The sequence below is a fragment of the Pseudomonas cavernae genome (genome assembly GCF_003595175.1).
GTDB classification, from domain to species: domain Bacteria; phylum Pseudomonadota; class Gammaproteobacteria; order Pseudomonadales; family Pseudomonadaceae; genus Aquipseudomonas; species Aquipseudomonas cavernae.
The window spans coordinates 3,459,140-3,484,018 of record NZ_CP032419.1 but is presented as its reverse complement, the minus strand read 5'-3'; the positions used below and the strand labels follow the sequence as shown (position 1 = coordinate 3,484,018).

The 24,879-nt window shown below is 64.2% G+C and carries 27 protein-coding genes and 1 pseudogene; 10 read left to right on the top strand and 18 right to left on the bottom strand.

Annotated features, from left to right (window positions below):
• The first annotated feature begins 62 nt into the window (after positions 1-62).
• Entirely contained in the window at positions 63-899 is an 837-nt protein-coding gene (locus D3880_RS15860; RefSeq protein WP_119894394.1) for a CvfB family protein, read from the top strand.
• A gap of 43 nt (positions 900-942) precedes the next feature.
• Positions 943-1,226, top strand: a pseudogene (locus tag D3880_RS23100) (YhjD/YihY/BrkB family envelope integrity protein); the annotation flags it as partial.
• Positions 1,227-1,296: 70 nt separating this feature from the next.
• Here the strand turns inward: D3880_RS23100 and D3880_RS15850 are convergent.
• The 4 genes from D3880_RS15850 to D3880_RS23215 form a co-directional block, all read right to left on the bottom strand.
• Complete coding sequence (locus D3880_RS15850) at positions 1,297-1,476, bottom strand: hypothetical protein (RefSeq protein ID WP_119894393.1); 180 nt, start codon at positions 1,474-1,476, stop codon at positions 1,297-1,299.
• A 93-nt stretch (positions 1,477-1,569) separates the two neighbouring features.
• Positions 1,570-1,779: a cold-shock protein gene (locus tag D3880_RS15845; protein ID WP_119894392.1), complete on the bottom strand. Its 210-nt coding sequence runs from the start codon at positions 1,777-1,779 to the stop codon at positions 1,570-1,572.
• A 385-nt stretch (positions 1,780-2,164) separates the two neighbouring features.
• Positions 2,165-2,695 carry a hypothetical protein gene (locus tag D3880_RS15840; protein ID WP_119894391.1) on the bottom strand — a complete coding sequence of 177 codons (531 nt, stop codon included), beginning with the start codon at positions 2,693-2,695 and terminating at the stop codon, positions 2,165-2,167.
• Positions 2,696-2,898: 203 nt separating this feature from the next.
• A complete protein-coding gene (locus D3880_RS23215) occupies positions 2,899-3,027 on the bottom strand; it encodes a hypothetical protein (protein WP_274381170.1) in 129 nt (42 codons plus the stop codon).
• 265 nt (positions 3,028-3,292) lie between these two features.
• On the opposite strand from D3880_RS23215, the gene D3880_RS15835 reads away from it, so the two are divergent.
• Complete coding sequence (locus D3880_RS15835; RefSeq protein ID WP_119894390.1) at positions 3,293-4,042, top strand: NADPH-dependent F420 reductase; 750 nt, start codon at positions 3,293-3,295, stop codon at positions 4,040-4,042.
• 39 nt (positions 4,043-4,081) lie between these two features.
• Here the strand turns inward: D3880_RS15835 and D3880_RS15830 are convergent, their stop codons facing one another.
• From D3880_RS15830 to D3880_RS15820, 3 genes are all read right to left on the bottom strand, one after another.
• Entirely contained in the window at positions 4,082-4,339 is a 258-nt protein-coding gene (locus tag D3880_RS15830) for a hypothetical protein (protein ID WP_119894389.1), read from the bottom strand.
• Between the two features lie 243 nt (positions 4,340-4,582).
• On the bottom strand, positions 4,583-5,281 hold the full coding sequence (locus tag D3880_RS15825; RefSeq protein ID WP_119894388.1) for a YebC/PmpR family DNA-binding transcriptional regulator: 699 nt from the start codon (positions 5,279-5,281) through the stop codon (positions 4,583-4,585).
• 191 nt (positions 5,282-5,472) lie between these two features.
• Positions 5,473-7,221 (bottom strand): hybrid sensor histidine kinase/response regulator, encoded by a 1,749-nt coding sequence (locus D3880_RS15820; RefSeq protein ID WP_119894387.1) that lies wholly within the window; start codon positions 7,219-7,221, stop codon positions 5,473-5,475.
• Between the two features lie 25 nt (positions 7,222-7,246).
• Here D3880_RS15820 and D3880_RS15815 point away from each other — a divergent pair, with 25 nt between their 5' ends.
• A complete protein-coding gene (locus D3880_RS15815) occupies positions 7,247-7,915 on the top strand; it encodes a response regulator (RefSeq protein WP_119894386.1) in 669 nt (222 codons plus the stop codon).
• 241 nt (positions 7,916-8,156) lie between these two features.
• On the top strand, positions 8,157-8,777 hold the full coding sequence (locus tag D3880_RS15810; protein WP_119894385.1) for a LysE family translocator: 621 nt from the start codon (positions 8,157-8,159) through the stop codon (positions 8,775-8,777).
• Between the two features lie 184 nt (positions 8,778-8,961).
• Here D3880_RS15810 and D3880_RS15805 read toward each other — a convergent pair whose 3' ends face one another.
• Positions 8,962-9,243: a peptidylprolyl isomerase gene (locus D3880_RS15805; protein ID WP_119894384.1), complete on the bottom strand. Its 282-nt coding sequence runs from the start codon at positions 9,241-9,243 to the stop codon at positions 8,962-8,964.
• Between the two features lie 366 nt (positions 9,244-9,609).
• Here D3880_RS15805 and D3880_RS15800 point away from each other — a divergent pair, with 366 nt between their 5' ends.
• Entirely contained in the window at positions 9,610-9,945 is a 336-nt protein-coding gene (locus tag D3880_RS15800) for a hypothetical protein (RefSeq protein WP_119894383.1), read from the top strand.
• A 66-nt stretch (positions 9,946-10,011) separates the two neighbouring features.
• Here D3880_RS15800 and D3880_RS15795 read toward each other — a convergent pair whose 3' ends face one another.
• Positions 10,012-10,359, bottom strand: a complete 348-nt coding sequence (locus D3880_RS15795; RefSeq protein WP_420800835.1) for a hypothetical protein — start codon at positions 10,357-10,359, stop codon at positions 10,012-10,014.
• A 202-nt stretch (positions 10,360-10,561) separates the two neighbouring features.
• Here D3880_RS15795 and D3880_RS15790 point away from each other — a divergent pair, with 202 nt between their 5' ends.
• Complete coding sequence (locus D3880_RS15790) at positions 10,562-11,413, top strand: CAP domain-containing protein (protein WP_119894381.1); 852 nt, start codon at positions 10,562-10,564, stop codon at positions 11,411-11,413.
• 64 nt (positions 11,414-11,477) lie between these two features.
• On the opposite strand, the gene D3880_RS15785 is transcribed toward D3880_RS15790, so the two are convergent.
• The 4 genes from D3880_RS15785 to D3880_RS15770 form a co-directional block, all read right to left on the bottom strand.
• On the bottom strand, positions 11,478-11,843 hold the full coding sequence (locus D3880_RS15785; protein ID WP_119894380.1) for a SpoIIAA family protein: 366 nt from the start codon (positions 11,841-11,843) through the stop codon (positions 11,478-11,480).
• Between the two features lie 169 nt (positions 11,844-12,012).
• The gene (locus tag D3880_RS15780) at positions 12,013-12,546 is read right to left on the bottom strand and encodes an REP-associated tyrosine transposase (protein ID WP_119894379.1); all 534 of its coding nucleotides are present in this window, start codon (positions 12,544-12,546) and stop codon (positions 12,013-12,015) included.
• Between the two features lie 251 nt (positions 12,547-12,797).
• Positions 12,798-13,517 carry a hotdog fold domain-containing protein gene (locus tag D3880_RS15775; protein ID WP_119894378.1) on the bottom strand — a complete coding sequence of 240 codons (720 nt, stop codon included), beginning with the start codon at positions 13,515-13,517 and terminating at the stop codon, positions 12,798-12,800.
• Between the two features lie 127 nt (positions 13,518-13,644).
• Positions 13,645-14,064, bottom strand: coding sequence for a helix-turn-helix domain-containing protein (locus D3880_RS15770; RefSeq protein ID WP_119894377.1), 420 nt, complete (start codon positions 14,062-14,064; stop codon positions 13,645-13,647).
• 73 nt (positions 14,065-14,137) lie between these two features.
• Here D3880_RS15770 and D3880_RS15765 point away from each other — a divergent pair, with 73 nt between their 5' ends.
• Positions 14,138-14,650 (top strand): DUF2938 domain-containing protein, encoded by a 513-nt coding sequence (locus D3880_RS15765; RefSeq protein WP_119894376.1) that lies wholly within the window; start codon positions 14,138-14,140, stop codon positions 14,648-14,650.
• A 51-nt stretch (positions 14,651-14,701) separates the two neighbouring features.
• On the opposite strand, the gene D3880_RS15760 is transcribed toward D3880_RS15765, so the two are convergent.
• The 4 genes from D3880_RS15760 to D3880_RS15745 form a co-directional block, all read right to left on the bottom strand.
• The gene (locus D3880_RS15760) at positions 14,702-15,238 is read right to left on the bottom strand and encodes an REP-associated tyrosine transposase (RefSeq protein WP_119894375.1); all 537 of its coding nucleotides are present in this window, start codon (positions 15,236-15,238) and stop codon (positions 14,702-14,704) included.
• A gap of 363 nt (positions 15,239-15,601) precedes the next feature.
• A complete protein-coding gene (locus D3880_RS15755) occupies positions 15,602-15,895 on the bottom strand; it encodes a hypothetical protein (protein WP_119894374.1) in 294 nt (97 codons plus the stop codon).
• Between the two features lie 303 nt (positions 15,896-16,198).
• Entirely contained in the window at positions 16,199-17,452 is a 1,254-nt protein-coding gene (locus D3880_RS15750) for a ribonucleotide-diphosphate reductase subunit beta (protein ID WP_119894373.1), read from the bottom strand.
• A 311-nt stretch (positions 17,453-17,763) separates the two neighbouring features.
• Positions 17,764-20,643, bottom strand: coding sequence for a ribonucleoside-diphosphate reductase subunit alpha (locus D3880_RS15745; RefSeq protein WP_119894372.1), 2,880 nt, complete (start codon positions 20,641-20,643; stop codon positions 17,764-17,766).
• A 718-nt stretch (positions 20,644-21,361) separates the two neighbouring features.
• On the opposite strand from D3880_RS15745, the gene D3880_RS15740 reads away from it, so the two are divergent.
• Both D3880_RS15740 and D3880_RS15735 read left to right on the top strand, forming a co-directional pair.
• Positions 21,362-22,081: a response regulator gene (locus D3880_RS15740; RefSeq protein WP_119894371.1), complete on the top strand. Its 720-nt coding sequence runs from the start codon at positions 21,362-21,364 to the stop codon at positions 22,079-22,081.
• Between the two features lie 45 nt (positions 22,082-22,126).
• On the top strand, positions 22,127-23,752 hold the full coding sequence (locus D3880_RS15735) for an ATP-binding protein (protein WP_119894370.1): 1,626 nt from the start codon (positions 22,127-22,129) through the stop codon (positions 23,750-23,752).
• Between the two features lie 220 nt (positions 23,753-23,972).
• Here D3880_RS15735 and D3880_RS15730 read toward each other — a convergent pair whose 3' ends face one another.
• On the bottom strand, positions 23,973-24,680 hold the full coding sequence (locus tag D3880_RS15730) for a 4'-phosphopantetheinyl transferase family protein (protein WP_119895758.1): 708 nt from the start codon (positions 24,678-24,680) through the stop codon (positions 23,973-23,975).
• Between the last annotated feature and the right edge of the window lie 199 nt (positions 24,681-24,879).

The window sequence follows — 24,879 nt, the reverse complement described above, 5'->3', positions numbered from 1 at the left end:
GCCCGCCGTGGCCGCGAGTGAAACTCGGGTAGAATATCGGCCTCGCAGCAGGGGTGGTGAATATGGCGTTAGTGGGGCGTTACAACAGTTTGCAGGTGGTCAAGCAGACCGACTTCGGCTTGTATCTGGATGGCGGCAGCGATGGCGAAATCCTGCTGCCCAACCGTTATGTGCCGAAGGACGTGCCCAGCGAGGTCGATGACTGGCTGAACGTGTTCATCTACCTCGACAGCGACGACCGTCTGATCGCGACCACCGAGCGGCCCAAGGTGCAGGTCGGCGAGTTCGCCAGCCTCAAGGTGGCGGAGATCAATAGCATCGGCATCTTCCTCGACTGGGGCCTGCCCAAGGATCTGCTGCTGCCCTTCTCGGAGGAGAAGCGCCAGCTGAAGGTCGGCGATTACTGCGTGGTCCACGTCTACCTGGACAAGCACACCCGGCGCATCACCGCCACCGCCCGGCTGGACCGCTACCTGGACAAGACCCCGCCCAGTTACCGGGTCGGCCAGCCGGTGGAATTCCTGGCGGCGGAATCCTCGCCCATGGGCATCAAGGTCATCCTCGATAACCAGCACTGGGCGCTGGTGCACAAGAACGAACTGTTCAAGCCGCTGCGCATCGGTTTCCGCGACCAGGGCTTCATCAAGGAAGTGCGCGCCGACGGCAAGATCAGCCTGAGTCTGCAGGCGGTCGGCAAGGATGCGCCGGACGCCCTGAGTGACAACATCCTCAAACAGCTGCGCGACAACAGTGGCGTGCTCTATGTCAGCGACAAGAGCGATCCGGCGGAGATCAGCCACCGTTTCGGTGTCAGCAAGGGCAGCTTCAAGAAGGCCATCGGCGGCCTGTACAAGCAGGGTCTGATCGTCATCCACGCCGACCGCATCGAGCTGAGCTGACGCCTGCCCGCTGCCTTGCCGGTGACACTGTCGTCCGTTTGGGATGATGGCGGTGGCGCTGACCTACTACCTCACCCCGGACGTGAAGCAGAAATTCTGCTTCATTGCTCCCGGCTCGGTGCTGGCGGTGCTCGTCTGGGGCATCGCCTCGCTCGGCTTGGGTACGACGTGCAGAACTTCGCCGACTACAGCGCCATGTACGGTAGTGTCGGGGGCGATCTTCGTTCTGTTGCTGGACGCCGAATTGAGCGCGGTGGTCGAACTCACCAGGCGGAGGGCAAGGACTCGGGGCAGAAAGACTTCCCGCAGCAGGCTGCGGCGAATTGAGATAGGGGCTAACCGCTTGCCCCTGCGCACAGGCTCCGTCGGGAGGCCTGGCGCGAGGCTGCGGGGCGAATCACTTTTTCCCGAGGCTGATATGACGGGTCGGTGTATACACCTGGCCGCTCACGCCGCGAGCGATTTCCTGAATCTCGCCGCCAGAGTTAAGAAAGGCGGCCACCTGAGCTTCGATGGATTCGCGAGTTTCCACCGCCGGGGCTGGCTTGGGTTTACTGCTGGATCCCTTGACGCGCATGGTATTCGTCCTCTTTTCAGGAAAGTGGGCCGCAGGCTGCGACCCGAATAAAAAAACCGGCACGAGGCCGGTTTTCTCGGTATGACGGGGTGATTAGATCACCTGAACGTCATCCGCTTGCATGCCTTTCTGGCCTTTCACTGCGGTGAAGGAGACCTTTTGGCCTTCTTGCAGGCTTTTGAAGCCAGCGCTCTGGATCGAGCGGTAGTGAACGAACAGGTCAGCGCCGCTTTCCGGGGTGATGAAGCCGAAGCCTTTTTCATCGTTGAACCACTTGACGGTGCCAGTTTGACGATCGGACATGTTGATGCTCCTTGAACAAAGTGAACGCAGTCTTGGAAAAGCCCAAGCCGCGACTGAGTGCAAAGAGTAAAGAAACCGAGGGAATGATTGGATCGAGATCTAAGCAGGTCGATTTACGGTGACACATGCAGCACAGTGAGATCACCTTACACGCCTCAGGGCGGTTTACCTAGGCATTTATGTTTTTTCTGCTCGGTGGTCGGCCCGGGTTCGTGCACCGCCGAGTGGATCAGGCACACCGCCGACTTGCCGCAAGAGTCGCCACTCGGCGGCTGCGGCTATCTTCAGCGGGGTCAGATCATCCGCCGGAACAGATGTCATTTGCGCCCCGCGGCCACGCAGCCCGGAGCGGCACTTCCGGTTTCGGCCAGTTCCAGATGGGGTGTTATTGCGCGGGCTCCGGCTGTGCGGCGGCAGTGGCCGGCGGCTCGGTCACCAGCGCATTGACCACCTTCAGGGCCTGTTCGAATGATGGATAACCGCTCTTCGCCACGTCCAGATTGGCGTAGGCGGCGCGGTATGCATTGGCCTTGCGCGGATCGGCCGTGCTGAGCAGATAGGGTTCGGCGTAGACCTTGTAGAGCAGGGCGGTGGCATGTGGATGGCCCTTGCCGGCGGCGCGCTCCAGTAGCGCCAGTACTTCGTCCACCTCCGGGCCCTGGCGGATCATCAGTACCGCCTGATAGAACTCCGCTTCGCCGGTCGTGTCCTGCGTGGCGGCGCGGTCGAGCAGCGCCTTGGCCAGTTCGTAGTTCTCCGGATCGCCGGAAGCGAGCAGCAGCTTGGCCTGCAGCATATCGTTCTGATGCAGCAGGCGTTCCTCGCGGCACGGGCTGCCGCTCAGCGGCTCATCGCAGGAGTGCGAGGCGCATCCGGCCAGCGCAAGCGCCATGCCGATCGCCATCCACTTGCCCATTTTCCGCATCCCATCCACCTTGCCGGATCTCGGCCCCGGAGCCTGCCTTAAACAGCCTAGTCGTGTCTGCTCGGGCATGCGCAGGGCGCGCGACCAGACCCGCGCAAGGTTCGTCGCTGGCCATGCGTGCAGAGACTGATAGGGAGTAGAAGCTGAGCGCACCCGGCGCAGCGCAAGCGCGATGTGCCGGGTGGCAGGAGGGGTTACGGAGTAGCCGCGTGGCTGCCCAGCAGCGTGGTACCGGTTTTCTTCGCGCGTTTGGCCATGCGCTTATCGTGGGCGGATTTAAGCGGCTTTTTCTTTGCCTGTTTTTTGCTGTCCAGACTTTTCATGAGGGGATCTCCAGGGCGTGGTTGGATTCTAGATAGAAGCTGAACGCTCTTTGGCCATTACCACCTCCCAGGCTGCACCAGCCTGCATGAATGCTTGTAGTCAAGAATAGCTCGCTAAGTCGGTGGCTGGGCGGCTTGCCGACATTCGTCCTTGGAACACGATCAACGCGTGTCCAGCCGGGTTACCCGAGCGGCGTTTGCTATACCGATCTGCATGCTGCGGGCGTGATGCGTGCGTGATGCAGCAGCACGGGAGGAAACCGCGATGACCACTGCAGCGAGCATCTTCAAGCCGATATCCGCCCGCTTTCTGGCGCTTACCCTGATCCTGGCGGCCAGCCTGGTTCAAGCCCAGGGCGAGCAGCCGACGGTGGCGAGCCAGCCGCTCAAGATTGGCATCATCGGCACGGGCAATATCGGCAGCGCGCTGGCGCGCTTGTGGGTCGATGCCGGGCATGAAGTGCTGATCGCCTCGCGGCACCCTGAGCGGCTCCAGCTTTTGGCCGCTGAGTTGGGTCCCAAGGCGCGGGCCGGCACGCCGCGCCAGGCTGCGGTTTTCGGTGACGTGGTGATGCTCGCGGTGCCCTACGGCGCCACGCCGCAGATCGGTCGCGACTACGCCAAGGAACTGGCCGGCAAAATCGTGCTGGACGCCGGCAACCCCATTCCGATTCGCGATGGCCAAATGGCGGAGCAAGCGCGCGAGCTCGGGGCCGGGCTCGCCTCCAAGGGCTTTCTTCCCGGTGTGCGCTTGGTGCGCGCCTTCAACGCGATTTCCGCCGGCAACCTGCGCAGCCAAGCGCATCGCCGCGGCGAGAAGCTCGCCATCCCCCTTGCCGCGGATGACGCCGAAGCCCTGCGGATCGCGGCTGGTCTGGTCCGGGATGCCGGTTTCGACCCGGTGATAGTCGGCCCGCTCAGCAGCGCGAAGCAGTTCGACTACGGCACCGGCATCTCGGCGAAGAGGCTCACCGCCCGCGAATTACGTCAGGAGCTGGGCCTCAAGGCGGAGTGAGCGTCGTGCGCGGACTCTGCTCGCGTGGGGCACCGTCCATCAGCCTCGGCCGCCAATCTGTTTCTGCTGCGCGTCGATGTCCTTGATCGAGTTGGACATCCGGTGCGCCGGATTCATCAGGGCGCGTCTGAGTTTGTCGTAGTCCTCGTACGACAGGCTGCTGCGGCTGAGCATCTCCAGGGCGAATTGCTTGACCTGCGCCTCGGTATAGGGCCGCTCGGAAGGGCTGGGCTGCGCCGCACAACCGCTGAGCATCAGGATGAGGGCGGCCAAGAAAAGGGTGAATGAGCGTTGCATCTGAGCACCTGCTTAATAGGCATTCGACTGAATGCCCATAGGCTATGCAGGGCTCGGTTCAAGCAGAAATCATTCGGCTCGATAGTGGGTATTAGTTGTTCCAGCGACAGGGCGGCCAGCCAAGCCTCGCAGCGCACGCCGATTGCGAAACAGCCGCTGCGCCTTGAGCGTGCGGAAACGATCATGACTCAGCGGCTGTCGCGGGTACCCCCATGGTAGGGGCGTTAGCGGTGCTGGCGAGGCTTAGCCGGCCAGGCCCACATAGACGTTTTGCACGTCATCATGGGCGTCGAGGGCCTCGAGGAAGGCCTCGACTTCTTCCAGCTCGGCCGCGCTCAGCGTCATCGGGTTCTTCGGGCGGTAACCGAGTTGCGCCGATTGCACGATGAAACCGAACTCCGGCAGGGCCTTGCACACGGCGTCTAGATCGGTCATTTCGGTGATGAACAGGGTGGCGCCGTCCTCGGCCGGCTCGAAGTCCTGGGCACCGGCCTCGATGGCGGCCAGTTCCGGATCGGCGCCGTTTTCAGGCGCCGCCTCGATCATGCCGACATGGTCGAAGTCCCAGCTCACCGAGCCGGAGGCGCCCAACTGGCCCTTACGGAACAGCACGCGGATCTCGGCGACCGTGCGGTTGACGTTATCGGTCAGGCATTCGACGATCACCGGCACCTGATGCGGCGCGAAGCCTTCATAGAGGGTGCGTTCGTAGTTGATCGTCTCGCCGGTCAGGCCGGCGCCTTTCTTGATGGCGCGCTCAAGGGTGTCCTTGGGCATCGAGGCCTTCTTGGCCTGCTGCACGGCCAGGCGCAGCTTGGGGTTCATGTCCGGATCGGCGCCGTTACGCGCGGCGATCATGATCTCTTTCACCAGTTTGCCGAAGATCTTGCCTCTGGCATTGGCGGCGGCTTCTTTGGGTTTGGCTTTCCACTGTGCGCCCATGGTTGCTCTCTTGATCTGTGCGGATGGGGAATTGTCGCTCGTCTGGCTTCGCCGGCTACTCGCTCAGGCGGGGGGCGACCGGCGGGAATCCAGAACTACGGAGTAGGGCGCCGATTTTAGTCGCTCTCGCAGTTACAGGCACTAGCCAAGCAATGACTTGACCGAGGATTTTCCAGTACTGCGTTTCCTGCTCACTGCCGGCTGGCCTCGATCGCCTCGCGCAGGCCCTGCGCGTCGACTGGCTTATGCAGCAGGCGATGGCCGCTGTCGGAGGCCTCCTTGATGCGCGCGGGCGAGGTGTCACCGGTGATGATGACAGCCGGAATGGCGCGCTTCAGGTAGGCGCGGATCCTGCGGATCGCCTCGCTGCCGGCCATGTCACTGCCCAGCCGATAGTCGGTGAGGATCAGCTGCACCGAGGCCGGGCCGTTGCGGGCGGCATCGGCATGCTGCTGGCAGGCCTGCTGCGCAGAGAGCCCGGCATAGATCCGGTGCCCCCAGGCCTCCAGCAGCTCGCGCAGGGCGTCCAGCACGTCCTGCTCGTCGTCGACGATCATGATGCCGAGTGCTTGGTCAGCCGCGGGCCAGGGTTCCATTTGCGGCTCAGTGTCCGGCGCCTCGACAGTCGGGGCGGAGACGGAGAACATCGAACCACGCCCCTCGACGGAGACCAGTCGCACAACATGCCCAAGGAGGCGGCTGGTATGCCGAACGATCGCCAGGCCGAGACCGAGGCCCTGGGTGCGGTCGCGCTCGGCGTTATGCAGCTGGACAAACTCGTCGAAGATCGCCGCCTGCTGGTCGGTGGGAATGCCGGGGCCGCTGTCGATTACCTGGATCTCCACCGCCTGCCCTCGCCGCCGACAGCCAAGAAGAACGCCACCCTGGCTCGTATAGCGGAAGGCATTGGCGAGCAGGTTGTCCAGCGTGCGCTTGAGCAGCACCGGGTCGCTGTCGACCCAGAGGTCGGTCTGCCGTACCCGCCAGCGCAGGTTGCGTTCCTGCGCGGTACCGGCGAACTCGTGGTGCAGATCGGTGAGCAGGCGGTCGAGCGAGACTGGCTCGCGGGACACCGCCACCACGCCCGCATCCAGGCGGGAGATATCCAGCAGACCGTTCAGCAACCCGCCGAGATTGCCGATCACCGCGCGCAGGCGTGCGGCGATATCGCGCGCCTTTGCTGTCGGCACATCGCCGCGCCCGGCCAGCGCGGCCAGCGCACCGACGAACAGACCGAGGGCGTGGATGGGCTGGCGCAGATCGTGGCTGGCCGCGGCGAGGAAGCGCGATTTGGCCTGGTCGGCGGCCCGCGCGCGGTCGCGCTCCTCTTCCAGGCGGCCGACCAGCTCGACATTCTCCAGGCGCAGGCGCGCCGTCTCGCAGATCGAGCGGTAGGTCACCCGGCTGTAGTACAGATTGACCCCGGCGAGGCAGATGAGGAAGAAGGTGTAGGTCGCGAAAACCTCCCCCTGACGAGACAGGCAATGTAGAGTGACCGGCAGCAACATCGCCGTCAGCGAGCCGATATAGGCCGGCGGGAACGCCGACAGCGAGGGCGTCGCGCCGCACACCAGGCCGGTCAGGACGATGCAGGTGAAGGCCAGCAACTGCGGATCGCCATTGGCGAAGCCGACCCAGCCGAGCCAGCCCCAGAGCAGACTGGACAACCAGGACAGCACGGTCGCCCACCAGGCCCACCAGGCCCAGCGCATCGGCGCCGTCGAGCGGTTGCCGTGCTTGAAATAGCGCTGAGCCACAAGGATGCGGCCCAGCGTCAGGGCGAACATGACGGCGATCCAGATGAGCAGCCCGCTCAGGGGCAGGGTGTTCCTGAGGATGTAGGCCACCGGGATCGGGATGACGAAGTTGGCGAACAGCACCGCATAGGATTGGCGAAACAGCAGGTCGACGAGATATGTACGTTGACGGGTGCTCTGCATACCGGCGTCTCAAGGGAGAACAACAATGAAAGGGAGTCGACCGCTCAGCGTGCTGCTCGCAGATGACCATAGTATCGTGCGCGAAGGCTTGAGATTCCTCCTCTCCACGCTGGACGATATCAGCGTCGTCGGCGAAGCCGCCGACAGTACCGGCATTCATGCCGCCCTCGGTGCCCAGCCGGTCGACCTCCTGCTGCTCGACCTCGGCATGCCCGGGGTGAACCGCCTGCAGTTCATCCGCGACCTGCGTGCGCAGTTCCCCCGCCTGAAGATCCTCGTGCTCACCGCCAACGTCGAACTGGGCACCATCCGGTCCGTGCTCGAGGCCGGCGTCCACGGCTACCTTACCAAGAACGACGAGACCGGCGAACTGGCCGAGGCCATCCAGGCCATCCGCCAGAATCGGACCTACCTGGCGGCCGCCGTGCGCTTCGCGGTGGACGGCCACGACCGCCGACAGGCCACGATGGCGCCGGAGGCGGACGTCGTCTCGCCGGTGCCGCTGACCCGCCGTGAACGCCAGATCCTCACGCTCGTCGCCCAGGGTGCTAAGGCGCGCGACATCGCCGAACGCTTCTGCATCAGCCCGCTCACCGTGCGCAAACACCGCGAAAACCTCATGCGCAAACTCGACCTGCACAGCACCGCCGAACTGGCCACCTACGCCGTGCGGCTGGGCCTGCCGACCGGCTGAGTGCCACCGGCCAGGCCTTCGCGCTTGCTGGGGAGGTCGCCCGCCGACTAGCCATCGTTCTCCCTCAGCCTGCGGGGGAGGTTCCAGCTTGCCCGTCTTTATCTTCCGCAAAAATACGGCAGCTGCCGTATATCGCCGCACTCGGCCCAGTCATAACCTTCCGCACCACGGGTAAAGCACCGATAGGGTGCGACCCCGGCAACGCCACAAGCGAATTTCTCCATCGGTAAGAGTGACTGCCATGACCCTGCCGGAAACCTGGCTTCCGTTTGCGCTCGCAACGTTAGCCTTCGCCTGCATGCCTGGGCCCGCAATCCTCTACATGACCACCCAGACGCTCGCCCACGGCCGGCGCGCGGGGCTCATGGCGGCGCTCGGCATCCACCTCGGCTGTTACGTCCATATCGCCGCCGCCACCGTTGGTCTAGCTGCGCTGCTGCAGCACGCGCCGTTCGCCTACCTCGCCATCAAGCTCGCCGGCGCGGGTTACCTGATCTGGCTCGGCGGCTCGATGATCTTCGGCAGGCGTGGCGACTCGACCGCCGAGCCTGCCAGGCTGGGCGTCCTGCGCGACAGTATCGTTGTGGAGATACTCAATCCGAAGACCGCGCTGTTCTTCCTCACCTTCCTGCCGCAGTTCGTCCACCCGGCCAACGACGCGCCCACCTGGATGCAGTTCCTGATCCTCGGCACCATCGTCAACCTGGTGTTCTCCCTGGCCGACCTCGCCGCGGTGTTCTTTTCCTCGTTGCTCTTCGACCCCGCCTCGGCCAAGCACGGCCGCCGGCTGGTGCCGATGGTCTGCGGTTCGATTCTCGTAGGTCTGGGGCTGATGCTGGCAGGGCGGGGCGGTCTAGTCTGAGCGGCTCTGCGCCCAGGTGTTGCAGGATCATGCCCAGGAGGCGCGTGGGCGCGCTCAATGGGCCATGCGAATTTAGCTAGCCGATTTAGCTAGCCGAGCGATTCGGGATACTGGCTCCCACGTTCTAGCGCGGGAGCCAGCCCGGTGACGCTCTGCGTCACGGTGTTGCGTGGGCGCGATCGAATCAGTCCTGGCGGCTGGTGACTTCCAGCAGGTGGTAACCGAACTGGGTCTTCACCGGGCCTTGCACGACGTTGAGCGGCGCGCTGAACACCACGGTGTCGAATTCCTTGACCATCTGCCCCGGGCCGAACGAGCCGAGGTTGCCACCGTCACGGCTGGACGGGCAGGTGGAGTGCTCTTTGGCGACCTGGGCGAAGTCGGCGCCGGCTTCGATAGCGGCTTTCAGTTCGTTGCACTTGGCTTCGCTGGCAACCAGGATGTGACGGGCAGTGGCTTTGGCCATGGGGGTAACTCCTTTCAAAGAAGCTGCTGAGCCTACCGCAATCATTGGGCGATTCAAACGCTGGCCCAGGGATGGCCTGTGCTGGTGGCCCCCACGTTCCAACTCGACGACAGGACCGCGAGGCTCTGCGTCGCCTTCTGTGTCAGAGCTTCCCGCGCGAAGCGTGGGAGTGCGCCGCCCATCTGTCGGCCCAGGCGGCCGGCGCGGGGGCGACCGTTCTTCGCCGCGTTTGGGCGAGGCCGATGTCGCTGCCGCCCAAACCTGGCCCAACACGAGGACAACGGAGCAACGCCCCCCTTGCGGGTTGTCTAAGATTGAACAAATGGGTGTGACAGTGCCCAGGCGTTCATTGCAGGAGATCCCGCCATGGCTACCTTGACCATCGAAGGTTGGTGCAAAACCAGTGACGACCAAAAGTCCACCCCGCTGGGGGAATTCCATTTTCAGGTCATTGGCGACAACCATTTGCGTCTAGAAGAGGCCGAAGAACAGCTGCAGAAGACCCATGAGCGGGAAACCATGGTCGATGTCGATACGACCACGCTGGAATTGATCACGCCGGAGGAATGCGGCCCCCTCTCCGATTGCAAATTCCGCGTCTATCTGCGCGACGAACGCGGCCAGTTCCATCTGGTCGGGCATCGGGCGAGTGACGGCAGCCTGATTTACACCAACGCGGTTCTGATCGACCAACTGACTTAACGCGCAGGGTGGAAAACCGCGACGCGTTTTCCGCCGGGGATATCTCCCGACTCCCGCGCCGCAGCTTTAGCGCTTGCCCATGGAGCGGCGGGTGCCGTTGGGCGCCGGGCCGATCTTCTTTTCGTGGCCGGATTTATTGCCTTTCTGGTGCCAGGGCTGATTGTCGTTCTTGCCCGGCGCGAAAGTGGCGGGTGAAAAGGGGAAGGCAAAGGTCGGAATAGTGGACTTGGTGGCTGGGGCCGGCTCGGCGGTCGTGGCGGCGCTGGATTCTACGGCGGCGCTGGTGTCGAGCGCTGGCGTTTCGGCAGCCTGGGCTTCGAGTGAGTGATCAGGCGATGGTTTGGAAGTCATGACAGTCCGCGGCGAGCCGAGTGAGGGAGAAAGCGCGGGAGTATACCTGTCGGCCGCGATCATGCCGGTGTAGCGGCCGAACGGCCTCGAAGCCGCATAGGGTGGAAAACCGCGAAGCGTTTTCCACTGGCCCGGGCTACCTCACTGGCCTGGTCGCTGGCGGCGTCATCCTTGCTGGCGTAAAGGCTCCGTCGTGCGCGTGGGGCATTGGCCGCAACGGTCGCCGCGCGCATCATGGCGCGAAGCCCGTCGAAGGAGGATTGCCATGCCTGCCGTTCCGCCCGTCCTGCGTCCGCTCGCCCTGCTGGTGGGCGCGCTTCTCGCCGCCGTTGCCGCGGCGAGCGAAGAGACGCAACTGGTCGAGTCGATCAACGCCTACCGTGCCCAGCCGCAGAGCTGCGCCGGGTCTGCGTCCGAGGCATTGACGCCGCTGACGTCCGATCCGCGTCTGATCCTGTCGACCGGCAGTGACCTGGACTTACAGCAGGCCCTGGCCCGCGCCGCCTATCCGCTGGTCAACGTGCAGGCGATCAGCCTGTCCGGGCCGCGCGATGCGCAGGCGGCCATGACGGCGCTGCAGGAGAGCTTCTGCCAGGTGGTGTTGGACCCGCAGTTCGTCGACATCGGCGTCAGCCGCGCGGGTCGCGACTGGCGCATCGTGCTGGCGCGGCCGCTGCTCGGCGGGCGCCTGGGCGACTGGCAGGCGGAAGGGCGCGCCTTGCTGGAACAGGTCAACGCGGCGCGGGCGCAAGGGCGCCACTGCGGCGCCCAAGATTTCGCCGCGGCGCCGGCCCTGGGCTGGAGCACCGAACTTGGCGCGGCCGCCGAGGCGCACAGCCGGGCGATGGCCAACGGCAACTTCTTCGACCACCGCGACCGCGACGGCCGCATCCCGGCCGACCGTGCGGAGCTCGCCGGCTACAGCGGCCGGCAGATCGGCGAGAACCTCGCCGCCGGGCTGGACGCCCCGCGCAAGGTGGTGGACGGCTGGCTGGCCAGCCCCGGCCATTGCGCCAACCTGATGAATCCGCAGTTCCGCGAGCTGGGCGCCGCCTATGCGGTCGATCCGAAGAGTGATGCGGGGATCTACTGGACGGTGGTGTTTGGGGTGCCTTGAGGCCTCACCGACGCCGGTGGAAAACCGCGAAGGGTTTTCCACCGGAGAGGCCCCGGCTGCCTCGCTAACGTTGCAACCAGGCTTCGGCTTCCGCCTCCTGGCCCAGATCGAATGCCTTGATCTGCAGACCCGGAATCAGCGCGCCCTCGACCTCGCTGACTTTCCGCACCCATTCCTTGTCGGCAACGACTGCCATGCGGTCGAAGCGCCGAACAAACCTGAACAGTTGCGGAATGCGCGACAGCTCGACGGCTATTGCGCCCAGCGTAGGCAGCGCGAAATCACCGACTCGATAAAGCATTCGGCCATGCTCGATGCCTTCGGCTTTTTGGCTCAGCTCATCGAGGGCGACTCTCATGCCATCGCTGTCGAGCTTCCCGGCAAAATCTACGTCGATGCGGTTCTCGCCGTTTCGCATTACCTGGAACATAGCGACTCCTCCACGGGGGATGAGATTCCTACGATACGCCGCTTGCTACCAGACGTTAATGGCAGTCGGCGTTCTGGACGCTCGGCCAACGACCCGCACGGCCAGTCGGCATCGTTCCCACGCTCCCGCGTGGGAATGCATCCCTCGACACTCCGCGTCATCCCCAGGCTCACCAGCGCTGGAAAACCTCGATCAGCCCAGCCTGCCCGAGATAATTCCGAGCACTCGAATACCGCCAGTGTTCCGGTTCATCCACGTAGCCGCGCTTGACCGGATTGCGATGGATGTAGTCCAGCTTCTCCTTGAGTACCGCCTCACTGAACACCAGTTCGGCATGGCTACCCTCTTGCCAGAATTGGAACTCGCGATCCGTATTGTGCGCCCGTTTGGCAAACCGCAGGCGATCCAGCAGGCGAGTGGCCTTCCTGCTGTCCAAAAGCGCCAGCAGTTGCCTGGCCGTGAAGGATTTGAAGCTACTGACGCATTTCCCCAGGTCTGGCGCCTGCGCTACGAAATGCAGATGGTTTTCCAGCACCACATAGCCGTAGAGCCTTAGCCCCTCATGCATCTGCTGGTAGCGCCAGCAGTCGAGCACGATTTGTACGGCGTCGGGGCGGGTGAACACCGGCAGCCATTCGAGAACGGTGCAGGTCAGGAAGTGGGGTTTGCTGGGTTCGGTGATGGTGTAGCGGCTCCTGCCCATTTGCTTCTCCTTCCGTGGAGTGGACGCGGAAGCGTCCGGGCTGCATTCCCACGCGGGGGCGTGGGAACGATGAATGAAGTCGCTCCCGGCACCCGGGCGCGGCGGTAGTTGGACATGGCGGCTCATCCTTGAGCGTTGCGTTGCCGGGAACATCGATGGTGGACAAGTAAAACGTTGTCCACCCTACGTCACGCCACCCCGCGTTGGGTGGAAAACCGCGAAGCGTTTTCCACCGGCGAGATCCGGGCTACCTAGCTCCAGCTGCTGGCCGACACTTCGACCCACACCGCGCGGGCGATGGCCACGAGGCGTTGGTCGGCGCCATACAGGGCGGTGCCGGCGAAACGCTTGCGGCCGTCGCTTCCCAGCGGCCAGCCAAGCACCACGCAGCGCTCCCCCGGCTTGACCTGGTCCAGGGTGGAGACCACCAACTCACCGAGCACGATGGCCAGCCCGTCGGGAATGGGGTAGAGCGCGAAGGCGCCGGCGCAATCCAGCGCGGCCCAGATGAACTCTGGCTTCACGTTACCCGCGTCGTCGGCCAGCGAGTCGTCCGGTAACCACGGTGCGGCGAGGGTCGCGGTGCTATGCAGCGGGCCGGGGAAGATCCGCAGGCCGTCATGCGGCGGACGCTCCGGTCCACAGACGAAGCAGCCGGGGAAGTTGTGGGTTTCAAAACCGGGAAACGCCTGCGCGGCGACTTCCGCCTCGGCATGGGACGGGGAGGGCGGCGGCTGCAGCTCCAGGGTGACCTGCTTCGCCTCGCCGAGCAGCGTCGTGCCGTCGAACAGCCGCGCCTCGCTGTCGCTGGACTCGAGGCGCAGCTCGACGCCCAGCGGCGGCGGCGCCTTCAACCGCGCGGCCACCGTGCCCTTCAAATGCGCGGCCATGCGGCCAGCAGTGTAACCACCATTGCCCGACTTGGGCGGCCCGCAGAAGCGTTCATCGATGGTGAAGTGTTCGATCTGCATGCGGCACCTCCGGCCTGCTGTTCCAGCGAAGGAGATTAACCCGTGCGGCGCTGTAGCGTCTTGCCTGCGGAGCAACACCGAAGAGTTCTGCGGGCGCGCTAGCCGGCGTGGCCTCGGCTCTGGGCAGTCATCGGGGATGCGATCTTTCCTTGGCGGCGGTTCGGGCGGCCAGACTCATCAGCTGTTGGAACTTGGGGCATTCGAGATGGCTCTCGGCGGGGCAGGTTGCCGCGTGACGCAGGCCGTCGCGGACCGCGCTGAGCCGCTTGATGGTGCGGTCCAGCTGCTCGGCCCGCTCCTGCAGCTGGGCCCGGTCGATGGCGAGCTGGCCGTCGGCCGCCAGCATGCCGGCGATATCGTCCAGGGAGAAACCCGCCGCGCGGCCCAGCGCGATCAATGACAGGCGCTGGATCACCGACTCGTTGAAGACCCGCTTGAGCCCGTTGCGGCCGATGGAGCGGATCAGCCCCTTCTCCTCGTAGTAGCGCAGCGTCGACGCCGGCAGACCGGACCAGCGCGAGACCTTGCCAATATCCATCTCTTTCATGCTTGACCTCAAGTCGACTTGAACTGGCAGGCTACTGAAAACGGCCTTTCAGACAGGGTAGAAGGAGGTAGGCATGACAGTCGAGATGATCGTGCGGGCAATTCTGCTGGGCGTGGGCGCGACCCTGGTGATGGACGTCTGGGCGCTGCTGCGGCGGCGCTTCTTCGGCATCCCGTCGCTGGACTATGCCCTGGTCGGGCGCTGGCTAGGGCATATTCGCCAGGGGCGCTTCCGTCATGCGTCGATCGCCAAGGCGCAGGCGATGCCTGGCGAGCGGCCGCTCGGCTGGGTCTGTCATTACCTGATCGGGGTGATCTTCGTGAGCCTGTTCGTGGCAGTGGTGGGGCCGCAGTGGTTGTGTCGGCCGACGCTGTTGCCGGCGCTGCTCCTGGGGCTGGTCAGCGTCGCCGCGCCGTTACTGCTGATGCAGCCAGCGTTCGGCATGGGCCTGGCGGCCTCGAGGATGCCGAGTCCCCGGCAGGTCCGGCTGAGAAGCCTGGTGACCCATCTGGCGTTTGGCGTGGGGGTTTATCTGGCGGGGTGGCTTGGGGCGCAGTTGTTTGCGTCGTCGCTCTGCACGGTGTGATCAGGATCGCTCCCACGCTCCGCGTGGGAATGCAGCCCGTGACGCTCTGCGTCACGCCTCCCAGCGGTCGACCTCAATCAACCCTGCCTGCCCTGCGTAGTTCCTGGCGCTGGAGTAGCGCCAGTGCTCCGCCCGATCCACATAGCCCCGCTTCAGCGGGTTGTGATGGATGTAGTCGAGCTTCTCACGCATCACCGCTGGGCTGTAGACCAGCTCCGCATGCGAGCCCTCCTGCCAGAGCTGATACACACGATCATCCTTGTGCGCACGCTTGGCGAAGCGCAGCCGCTCCAGCAAGCGCTCTGCGCCTCGATCCTCCAGATGGTCGATGATCTGGCGGGCCGTGAAGGATTTGAACCCGCTGACGCATTTACTCAGGTCAGGCGCCTGGGCGACGAAGTGCAGATGGTTTTCCAGTACGACATAGCCATACAGGCGCAAGCCTTGGTGTGCCTGCTGGTAGCGCCAGCAGTCGAGCAGGATGTCGACCAGGGCGGGGCGGGTGAACAGCGGTAGCCACTCCAGCACCGTGCAGGTGAGGAAGTGCGGTTTTTCTGGTTCGGTGATGACGTAGCGGCTGCGGCCCATCGGATTCGTCCTTGAATCGGTTGGCTTGGTAGGTGAGGAGGTGGTCGCTCCAGGCTTCCGATCTCTGCTGGCGCCCACGCTCCGCGTGGGAGCCTAGCCCGCGACGCTCTGCGTCGCCACGTGGCCCCCGGCGCGTAGTTGCTGACGGGTGGATGCTGGAGCGTCGAGGGCTGCATTCCCACGCGGAGCGTGGGAGCGATCAAAAGTTAACCCCACCCCATCGGCGGATAACGCTTCGCGTTATTCGCCGTTGAGCGATATCCGGGCTACTTGCTGACGGAAAAAAGCAGGGCTATTAGCCCCGCTTTTTATTTTTCTGACCTAATGCGGCGCTGCGTTGAGCGCCCTTTTCGGTCATAGAGCTTAGGCGTAGTTTTTTGATTCCCAGTGGCGCTGTATGAACTGGGCGGACTCGGGTGTGAGGTTGTACCAGTAGGCATCATTGGCGCTGGCATCTACGACAATGAGACTGTCGTTAGAGTCCAGTACGGACCAGATGGCGCTGGCTGCGTCTTTGGCGCTGAGATTAGTGCTCAAGTACCAGAAAGATTTTTGGACTTTGGCCCAGTTTCCCAAGGTCTTAATCTTTGCTGCTACCCGGTCATACTTCTGGCCTGGGGCGATGAGATCGTACGAAATAAACAGATTGTGCGGCATGGTGTAGCCCTCTTGCGTGTGGGTGCTGTACAGATTTTTCGAGCGTGAACGCTCTGGTCGGATAAGAGCAAAACGCTCTAATCAAACCGTTGACACCGCACGAGAGGTCCCCATAATTGCGCTGCGCTTTTACCCAAAAAGCAACGTAACTGAAGTCCCTTCGGTTGCGGCCCGAAACGGTTTCACCGTTCCGGTCAAGACCCCTGGAAGTCATCTCACTGGTTTCCAGGGGTTTCTTGTTTCTGCCCTTCTGAATCACTGTCTCTCAACCGCTAGCGCATCCTTGCGCTACTCAGATTCCAATCAATCCCAGCTCAACGCCCCACCAGTCTGATACTCGATCACGCGAGTCTCGAAGAAGTTCTTCTCCTTCTTCAAGTCCATGATCTCGCTCATCCACGGGAAGGGGTTGGTGGTGCCCGGGTATTCTTCTTTCAGGCCGATCTGCGACAGGCGGCGGTTGGCGATGAATTTGAGGTAGTCCTCCATCATCGCCGCGTTCATGCCCAGCACGCCGCGGGGCATGGTGTCGCGGGCGTATTCGATTTCCAGTTGGGTGCCCTGGAGGATCATCTGGGTCGCTTCGTCCTTCATCGCGGCGTCCCACAGGTGTGGGTTTTCGATCTTGATCTGGTTGATCACGTCGATGCCGAAGTTCAGGTGCATGGATTCGTCGCGCAGGATGTATTGGAACTGCTCGGCGACGCCGGTCATCTTGTTGCGGCGGCCCATGGAGAGGATCTGGGTGAAACCGCAGTAGAAGAAGATGCCTTCCAGCACGCAGTAGTAGGCGATCAGGTTGCGCAGCAGTTCCTTGTCGGTCTCGACGGTGCCGGTGGTGAAGGTCGGGTCGGAGATCGAGCGGGTGTACTTGAGGCCCCAGGAGGCCTTCTTCGCCACCGAGGGGATCTCGTGGTACATGTTGAAGATCGCGCCTTCGTCCATGCCCAGCGACTCGATGCAGTACTGGTAGGCGTGGGTGTGGATCGCCTCTTCGAAGGTCTGGCGCAGGATGTACTGGCGGCACTCCGGGTTGGTGATCAGGCGGTACACGGCCAGGGCCAGGTTGTTGGCCACCAGCGAGTCGGCGGTGGAGAAGAAGCCGAGGTTGCGCATGACGATGCGGCGCTCGTCCTCGGTCAGGCCGTCCTTGCTCTTCCACAGGGCAATGTCGGCGTTCATGTTCACTTCCTGCGGCATCCAGTGGTTGGCGCAACCATCCAGATACTTCTGCCAGGCCCAGTCGTACTTGAAGGGCACGAGCTGGTTGAGGTCGGCGCGGCAGTTGATCATGCGCTTCTCGTCGACCGCGACGCGGGCCGAGGAGCCTTCCAGCTCGGCCAGGCCTTCGGCGATGTCGAGCTGATCCAGCGCGGCCTTGGCGCGGGCCACGGCGGCGGAGTCGTCGGCACTGACGGCGCGCGCTTCCTGGGCGGCGACACCGCCCTCGCTATCGAGTTTTTCCAGGCTCAGGTCGATCACGGCGGCGGCCGGCTTGGCGTTCTGGGTGGCGCCTTCGGCGCCGTCGTCTTTATCGAATTCATCCCAACTCAGCATGGCGGGTTCTCCTGCTTGAGGACCGGGTCGTCGCCGGTCGGCAATGTTCGGGTGCTTTTGGTGGTGCACGCAAAAGCAAAAGTCTGGTGAGGGGAGGGTGGTCCGCGGGGCTGGATCTTTCCCTCTCCCCCGGCCCCTCTCCCGCAGGCGGGAGAGGGGAGGAAAAGCGTGCTACTCAGTACCAGCGGTTTCCAGAGCGAGGCAGCGCTAGGCGCCTGGTAGGTCGGAGCCCCTGAGCGTACTGAAGTACGTGATGGGGGCCGACCTGCCGGGCAACAACGCGCGGTCCGCTCTGGGAGCCGCGACCTACATCACTGGCAGGCTTCGCAGTCCGGGTTGTCGATGCTGCACGCTTGCGGCACCGGGGCCGGCTTCGGCTCGGCTTGCAGGCCCTCGTCGATCACCGAAGACACGGCGTTGAGCTTGCCGGTGTTGATGGTCGACTTCTCGGTGCTGGTGGCGGCCAGGGCGCGGAGGTAGTAGGTGGTTTTCAGACCACGGTACCAAGCCATGCGGTAGGTCACGTCGAGCTTCTTGCCCGAGGCGCCGGCGATGTACAGGTTCAGCGACTGCGCCTGGTCGATCCACTTCTGGCGGCGGCTGGCGGCGTCGACGATCCACTTGGTCTCGACTTCGAAGGCGGTGGCGTACAGGTCCTTGAGGTCCTGCGGGATGCGCTCGATCTGCTGCACGGAGCCGTCGTAGTACTTCAGGTCGTTGACCATGACCGAGTCCCACAGGCCGCGCGCCTTGAGGTCGCGAACCAGGTAGGGGTTGATCACGGTGAATTCGCCGGAGAGGTTCGATTTCACGTAGAGGTTCTGGTAAGTCGGCTCGATCGACTGCGACACGCCGGTGATGTTGGCGATGGTCGCGGTCGGCGCGATGGCCATGATGTTCGAGTTGCGGATGCCTTTCTGCACCCGGGCCCGCACCGGCGCCCAGTCCAGGGACTCGGTCAGGTCGACGTCGATGTACTTCTGGCCACGCGCTTCGATGAGGATTTGCTGGGAATCCAGCGGCAGGATGCCTTTGGACCACAGCGAACCGTCGAAGGTGGAGTAGCTGCCGCGCTCGTCGGCCAGGTCGCAGGAAGCCTGGATGGCGTAGTAGCTGACCGCTTCCATGGACTTGTCGGCGAACTCGATGGCCGCATCGGAGCCGTAGGCGATGTGCTGCAGGTACAGCGCGTCCTGGAAGCCCATGATGCCGAGGCCGACTGGGCGGTGCTTGAAGTTGGAGTTCTGCGCCTGCGGCACCGAGTAGTAGTTGATGTCGATGACGTTATCGAGCATGCGCACCGCGGTCTTGACGGTCTTCTCCAGCTTGGCCAGGTCCAGCTTGCCGTCGACGATGTGGTTGACCAGGTTCACCGAACCCAGGTTGCACACGGCGATCTCGTCCTTGTTGGTGTTCAGGGTGATCTCGGTGCACAGGTTCGAGCTGTGGACCACGCCGACGTGCTGCTGCGGGCTGCGCAGGTTGCACGGGTCTTTGAAGGTCAGCCACGGGTGGCCGGTCTCGAACAGCATGGAGAGCATCTTGCGCCACAGGTCCTTGGCGGCGATGGTCTTGTGCAGCTTGATCTTGCCGTAGCCGGCCATGGCTTCGTAGTACTCGTAGCGCTCTTCGAAGGCCTTGCCGGTCAGGTCGTGCAGGTCCGGCACTTCGCTCGGCGAGAACAGGGTCCACTGGCCGTCGTCGAACACGCGCTTCATGAACAGGTCCGGAATCCAGTTCGCGGTGTTCATGTCGTGGGTGCGGCGGCGGTCGTCACCGGTGTTCTTGCGTAGCTCGATGAACTCTTCGATGTCCATGTGCCAGGTTTCCAGGTAGGCGCAGACGGCGCCCTTGCGCTTGCCACCCTGGTTCACGGCCACCGCGGTGTCGTTGACCACTTTGAGGAACGGCACGACGCCCTGGGACTTGCCGTTGGTGCCCTTGATGTAGGAGCCCAGCGCGCGCACCGGGGTCCAGTCGTTGCCCAGGCCACCGGCGAATTTCGACAGCATGGCGTTGTCGTGGATGGCGCTGTAGATGCCCGACAGGTCGTCCGGCACGGTGGTCAGGTAGCAGGACGACAGCTGCGGACGTAGGGTGCCGGCGTTGAACAGGGTCGGCGTCGAGCTCATGTAGTCGAAGGACGACAGCAGGTTGTAGAACTCGATGGCGCGCTCTTCTTTCTGCTTCTCTTCGATGGCCAGGCCCATGGCCACGCGCATGAAGAACACCTGCGGCAGTTCGAAGCGGATGCCGTCCTTGTGGATGAAGTAGCGGTCGTACAGGGTCTGCAGGCCGAGGTAGGTGAACTGCTGGTCACGCTCGTGGTTGATCGCCTTGCCCAGTTTTTCCAGGTCGAAGGTCTTCAGCTTGGCGTCCAGCAGTTCGAACTCGATGCCTTTTTCGATGTAGGCCGGCAGGGCCTGGGCGTAGAGGTCGGCCATCTCGTGGTGGGTGGCGCTCTCGGCCACGCCGAGGAAGCCCAGGCCTTCGGCACGCAGGGTGTCCATCAGCAGGCGGGCGGTGACGTAGCTGTAGTTCGGCTCGCGCTCGACCAGGGTACGGGCGGTCATCACCAGGGCGGTGTTGACATCGCTCTGGGCTACGCCGTCGTACAGGTTCTTCAGGGTTTCGCGCTGGATCAGTTCGCCGTCGACCTCGGCCAGGCCTTCGCAGGCTTCGCGGATGATGGTGTTGAGGCGGCCGAGGTCCAGCGGCGCAACGCTGCCGTCGGCGTGGGTCACGCGGATCGACGGGTGCGGCTGGGCGACGTCGCTGCCGGCGGCACCACGCTTGCGCTCCTGGCTGCGCGATTCGCGGTAGATCACGTAGTCGCGGGCGACTTTCTGCTCGCCGGCGCGCATCAGGGCCAGTTCGACCTGGTCCTGGATCTCTTCGATGTGGATGGTGCCGCCGGATGGCATGCGGCGCTTGAAGGTGGCGCTGACTTGTTCGGTCAGGCGCGCGACGGTGTCATGGATGCGCGACGAAGCGGCGGCGGTGCCGCCCTCCACTGCGAGAAACGCCTTGGTGATGGCTACGGTGATCTTGTCATCGGTGTAGGGCACCACGGTGCCGTTGCGCTTGATCACGCGCAGCTGACCGGGAGCGGTCGCGGCCAGATCCTGGTTCGCATCGGCGACCGGCTGGACGCCGGCCTGCGGGTTCTCACGAGTGGTTTCGGTCTGCATGAAGGTCTCCGTGTTCTCTAATTGGTCTGGACACTTGAGGTGCCGGCTTTCGTTCCGCTCAAAAACGCCATGCACACGGCGCACCGGCCGGGTGTGTGGAATCGCCAAGAGGTCAGAGAGGGCCACGACTCAAGCACTTCCCTGGTTCTCAAGTCACTGCTACCGGCCTAGGGCCGGTACTACTAGATCTAGTGGTGCGTACGCAGTCGGCGCAGCACCTGAATCACCGCCCCGGCGCGTCGCTCGCGTTCGGCGGGGCATTGGCCGGCGCGGTGGCGCCTGGCCGGTGTGTCGAAACTGTTCTATGCACTTTTTCGGGGCTGGACGGCGGCCTTTGGTGCAACTTTTTCTTGTGTTTCATTTTTGACCAAACCCCAACATGTAGGTGTTTGGCGCGATGGAGATACAAGATAGTGCGGTGTTCTGGGGATGGCAAGTCGACAATTCGCCTGCGCCTGTGGATAAATCTGTGGGTTACTTTGGGGTAACTTTCGTCAGCCCCCATGGCTGCTGGGGTTGTTCGTGGGCTGCCGTTCGTCGTGGGGTGTGCGGTCATTTTTCGCGTCCAATCGAGACTGGGCAGTCTGTCGAGCGGACACAATATATAGGGTTCTGCCGGTTGCCTTTCACCGCCCATTTGTGCCCTCGCGCGTCGCCTCGCCCTCTATGGCGCTGAGCGTTGCTACAATGCCCACGCTTTGATTAGGTGGAGACGGTGGTGGAGCAAGTAGCCTGGCAAATTCTGATCGTCGAGGACGACCAGCGGCTGGCCGAGCTGACTCGGGAGTACCTCGAGAGCAACGGCCTGCATGTGGCCATCGAGTCCGATGGGGCGCAGGCGGCGGCACGGATACTCAAGGAGCAGCCGGATCTGGTGGTGCTCGACCTGATGCTGCCGGGTGAAGACGGCTTGACCATTTGCCGCAAGGTGCGCGGCCAGTACAAGGGGCCAATCCTGATGCTGACCGCGCGCAGCGACGACATGGACCAGGTGCTCGGCCTGGAAATGGGCGCCGATGACTATGTGTGCAAGCCGGTGCGCCCGCGTGTGCTACTGGCCCGAATCCGCGCCTTGCTGCGGCGCAGCGAGCCGGCCGAGAACGGCGGCGAGAGCCAGCGGCGCCTGGAATTTGGCCCGCTGGTGATCGACAACGCCATGCGCGAGGCCTGGCTGCGCGAGCAGAGCATCGAGTTGACCAGCGCCGAGTTCGACCTGTTGTGGCTGCTGGCGGCCAACGCCGGGCGCATCCTCTCCCGCGAGGAAATCTTCAACGCCCTGCGTGGCATCGAATACGACGGCCAGGACCGTTCCATCGACGTGCGCATCTCGCGCATCCGCCCGAAGATCGGCGACGACCCGATGCATCCGCGGCTGATCAAGACGGTGCGCAGCAAGGGCTACCTGTTCGTCGCCGAAGCGGCCGAAGGGCTTGAATAGGGTATCGGCGTCGCCCTGACCGACGCCTGAGCAGATGGCCAGGCCATGAATTCGATTTTCCTGCGTATCTACGGCGGCATGCTCGCCGCCCTGGTGCTGGTGGCGCTGCTCGGCGTGCTGGCGGTGCACCTGGTCAACGAGGTGCGCTCCGACCAGTACCGCGAGCGCCTGGCGCGCGGCACCTTCAGCCTGATGGCGGACAACCTGACGAGCATGACGGTGGTCGAGCGGCGCCGTGCGACGGTGATCTGGGGCCGCTTGCTGGGCATTCCGCTGACGCTGGAGCCGCTGCAGACGCAGACGTTCGACAGCGGCGCACGCAATAGCCTGCTCAGCGGCCAGGTCCTAGTGCAGCAGACCGGCCCACACGCGGCCAAGGTCTACAGCCTGATCAGCGCCAAGGAGCAGTTGTTGCTGGTGGGCGAGATCCAGCAGATCAGCGAGCAGCTGGCGCGGGCCACGGTCTACCTGCTGGCCGACGAGCTGGTGCGCTACCCGGTGGCCGAGCAGCCGCAGCGCCTGGCCTCGCTGAAGGAGGCCAAGCAGTTCGGCTTCGACCTGCATCTGCTGCGTCTGCAAGATGCCCAGCTCGATGCCGATCAGCGCCGCCGGGTGGAGGAGGGCGACACGGTGATGGCGCTGGGCCGCGGCGGCGATTCGATCCACGTGTTTGCCGGCGTGGTCGGCACCCCCTGGGTGCTGGAAATCGGCCCGCTGTACCAGATGAACCCCTATCCGCCGGAACTGCTGGTGCTGATCGGTGCTATGGCCTTGAGCCTGATCGGCCTGATCGTGTATTTCCTCGTGCGCCAGCTGGAGCAGCGCCTGCAGGTGCTGGAAAGCACGGCCACGCGCATCGCCAGTGGCCGTCTGGAGGCCCGGGTGCCGGCCGGCGGGGCGGACTCGGTCGGGCGTCTGGCGGCGGCCTTCAATGCTATGGCCGAGCATTTGCAGAGCTCCTTGATGATTCAACGGGAGATGGTGCGCGCGGTGTCCCACGAGTTGCGCACGCCGGTGGCGCGCCTGCGCTTCGGTCTGGAGATGATTGGCGAGGCGGAAACCGAGCAGGCGCGGCGCAAATACATGGATGGCATGGACAGCGACATCCAGGACCTCGACACGCTGCTCGACGAGATGCTCACCTACGCCCGCCTGGAGCAGGGCTCGCCGGCGCTGAGCTTCCAGTTGGTGGACCTCGACGCGCTGATCGACCAGGTGATCGCGGAGCTGGCGCCGTTGCGCACCGACGTGCGGGTCGAGCGCGGCTACATGCGCCCGGCGGCGGATATCGGCACGCTGGTCGAGGCCGAGCCGCGTTACCTGCACCGCGCCCTGCAGAATCTGGTGACCAACGCCATGCGTCACGCCGAGACGCGCGTGCGCCTGAGCTACAAGGTCGGCTCGCGCCGCTGCCGGCTGGAGGTCGAGGACGATGGCCCGGGGGTGCCGGAAAGCGAGCGGGAGCGACTATTCCAGCCCTTCCTGCGCCTGGACAACAGCCGCACTCGCGCGTCCGGCGGGCATGGCCTGGGCCTGTCCATCGTCCGCCGGATCATCTACTGGCATGGCGGGCGGGCGCTGATCGATCGGAGCGACAGCCTGGGCGGCGCGCGCTTCAGTCTGGTGTGGCCGCGGCGCCAGGAGCGGCGGTCGGATGATGCGGAGGAGTAGGGCGTAGCGATTGCCTCCGGGCCATGTACTGTAGGTTGGCGTTGAGCGCAGCGATACCCACCGAGCGGTGCGCCGGGGAAGATGGGTATCGCGTTGCGCAACCCATCCTACAAGTGGCTCTGGCCGCGGTGGCGGGCGTGGGATAAGAGCGGCTAAGCAGTGGCGATGCCGACCAGGCGCAGTCCGTAGCCCGGATTGCATCCGGGCTACGCACACGGCGTCAGCGCGCCGGGATGCCGACCAGGCTCAGCAGGCGGTCGTCGAACAGGCTGAACTGGCCTTCCAGCTCCCGCCCATGGCGCCATTCCGCCGACAGATCGCAGAGCAGGCGCAAGCGCGCGCGGCCGTCCTCCGACCATTCCAGCAGTTCGGCGTGCTCGAAGTAGAAACGCTTGAGCACCAGCGGATAGAGCGCCTTGAACAGGCTTTCCTTGAGCGAGAAGGTCAGGGTGACCAACTGCGCCTGCTGTTCCGCGGGCTGCTGCGCCAGGCGCTGCAACTCGGCCGGAGTGAGGATTTCGCCGGCCAGGCGCGCGGCGCGCGCGGCGCTCAGCAGCTGTTCCATGTCCAGGCCGAGGCCGCGCCAGTCCGTGCTGCGCGCCACCACCGCGGCGGCCCAGCCGCGGCTGTGGGTGATCGAGCCGCTGATCCCGGTTGGCCACTGTGGCGCGCGATCTTTGCCGCAGGCCGGCGTCGAGCCGGTGCCGGTGAGCTGGCGCAACGCCTCGCGGGCACACAGGCGACCGGCGAGGAATTCCGTCTGGCGCTTGCTGGCGCCCTTGGGTGGCGGAATTTGGCTCAGGTCGAAGTCCGTTGGGGCCAGCAACGCCGCATCGAAGCGCGTGCTGACCAGCTGCGCGCCGGCCAGCGGTTGGGGCAGCGGCCAGTGAGCGAGCGGGGGCGTGCAGCAGGCGGGCAGAGGATTCATCCCGGCATTCTGCCGGGCGTCGCGCGGCGAGGCCAGCCGGGGCCGCATTTACATTTCTTTGCAAACCCTTAACAAAGCGCAACGGATGGCGCTGCAACATTTTGTCAAACTAGCACCTGCGTTCCATTTTGAGCGCAGGTGAGGTTGTAGTCCGCCACCAGAGCTTTGCTGATGTCGGTGGCGGACGTTTTCTCAACGC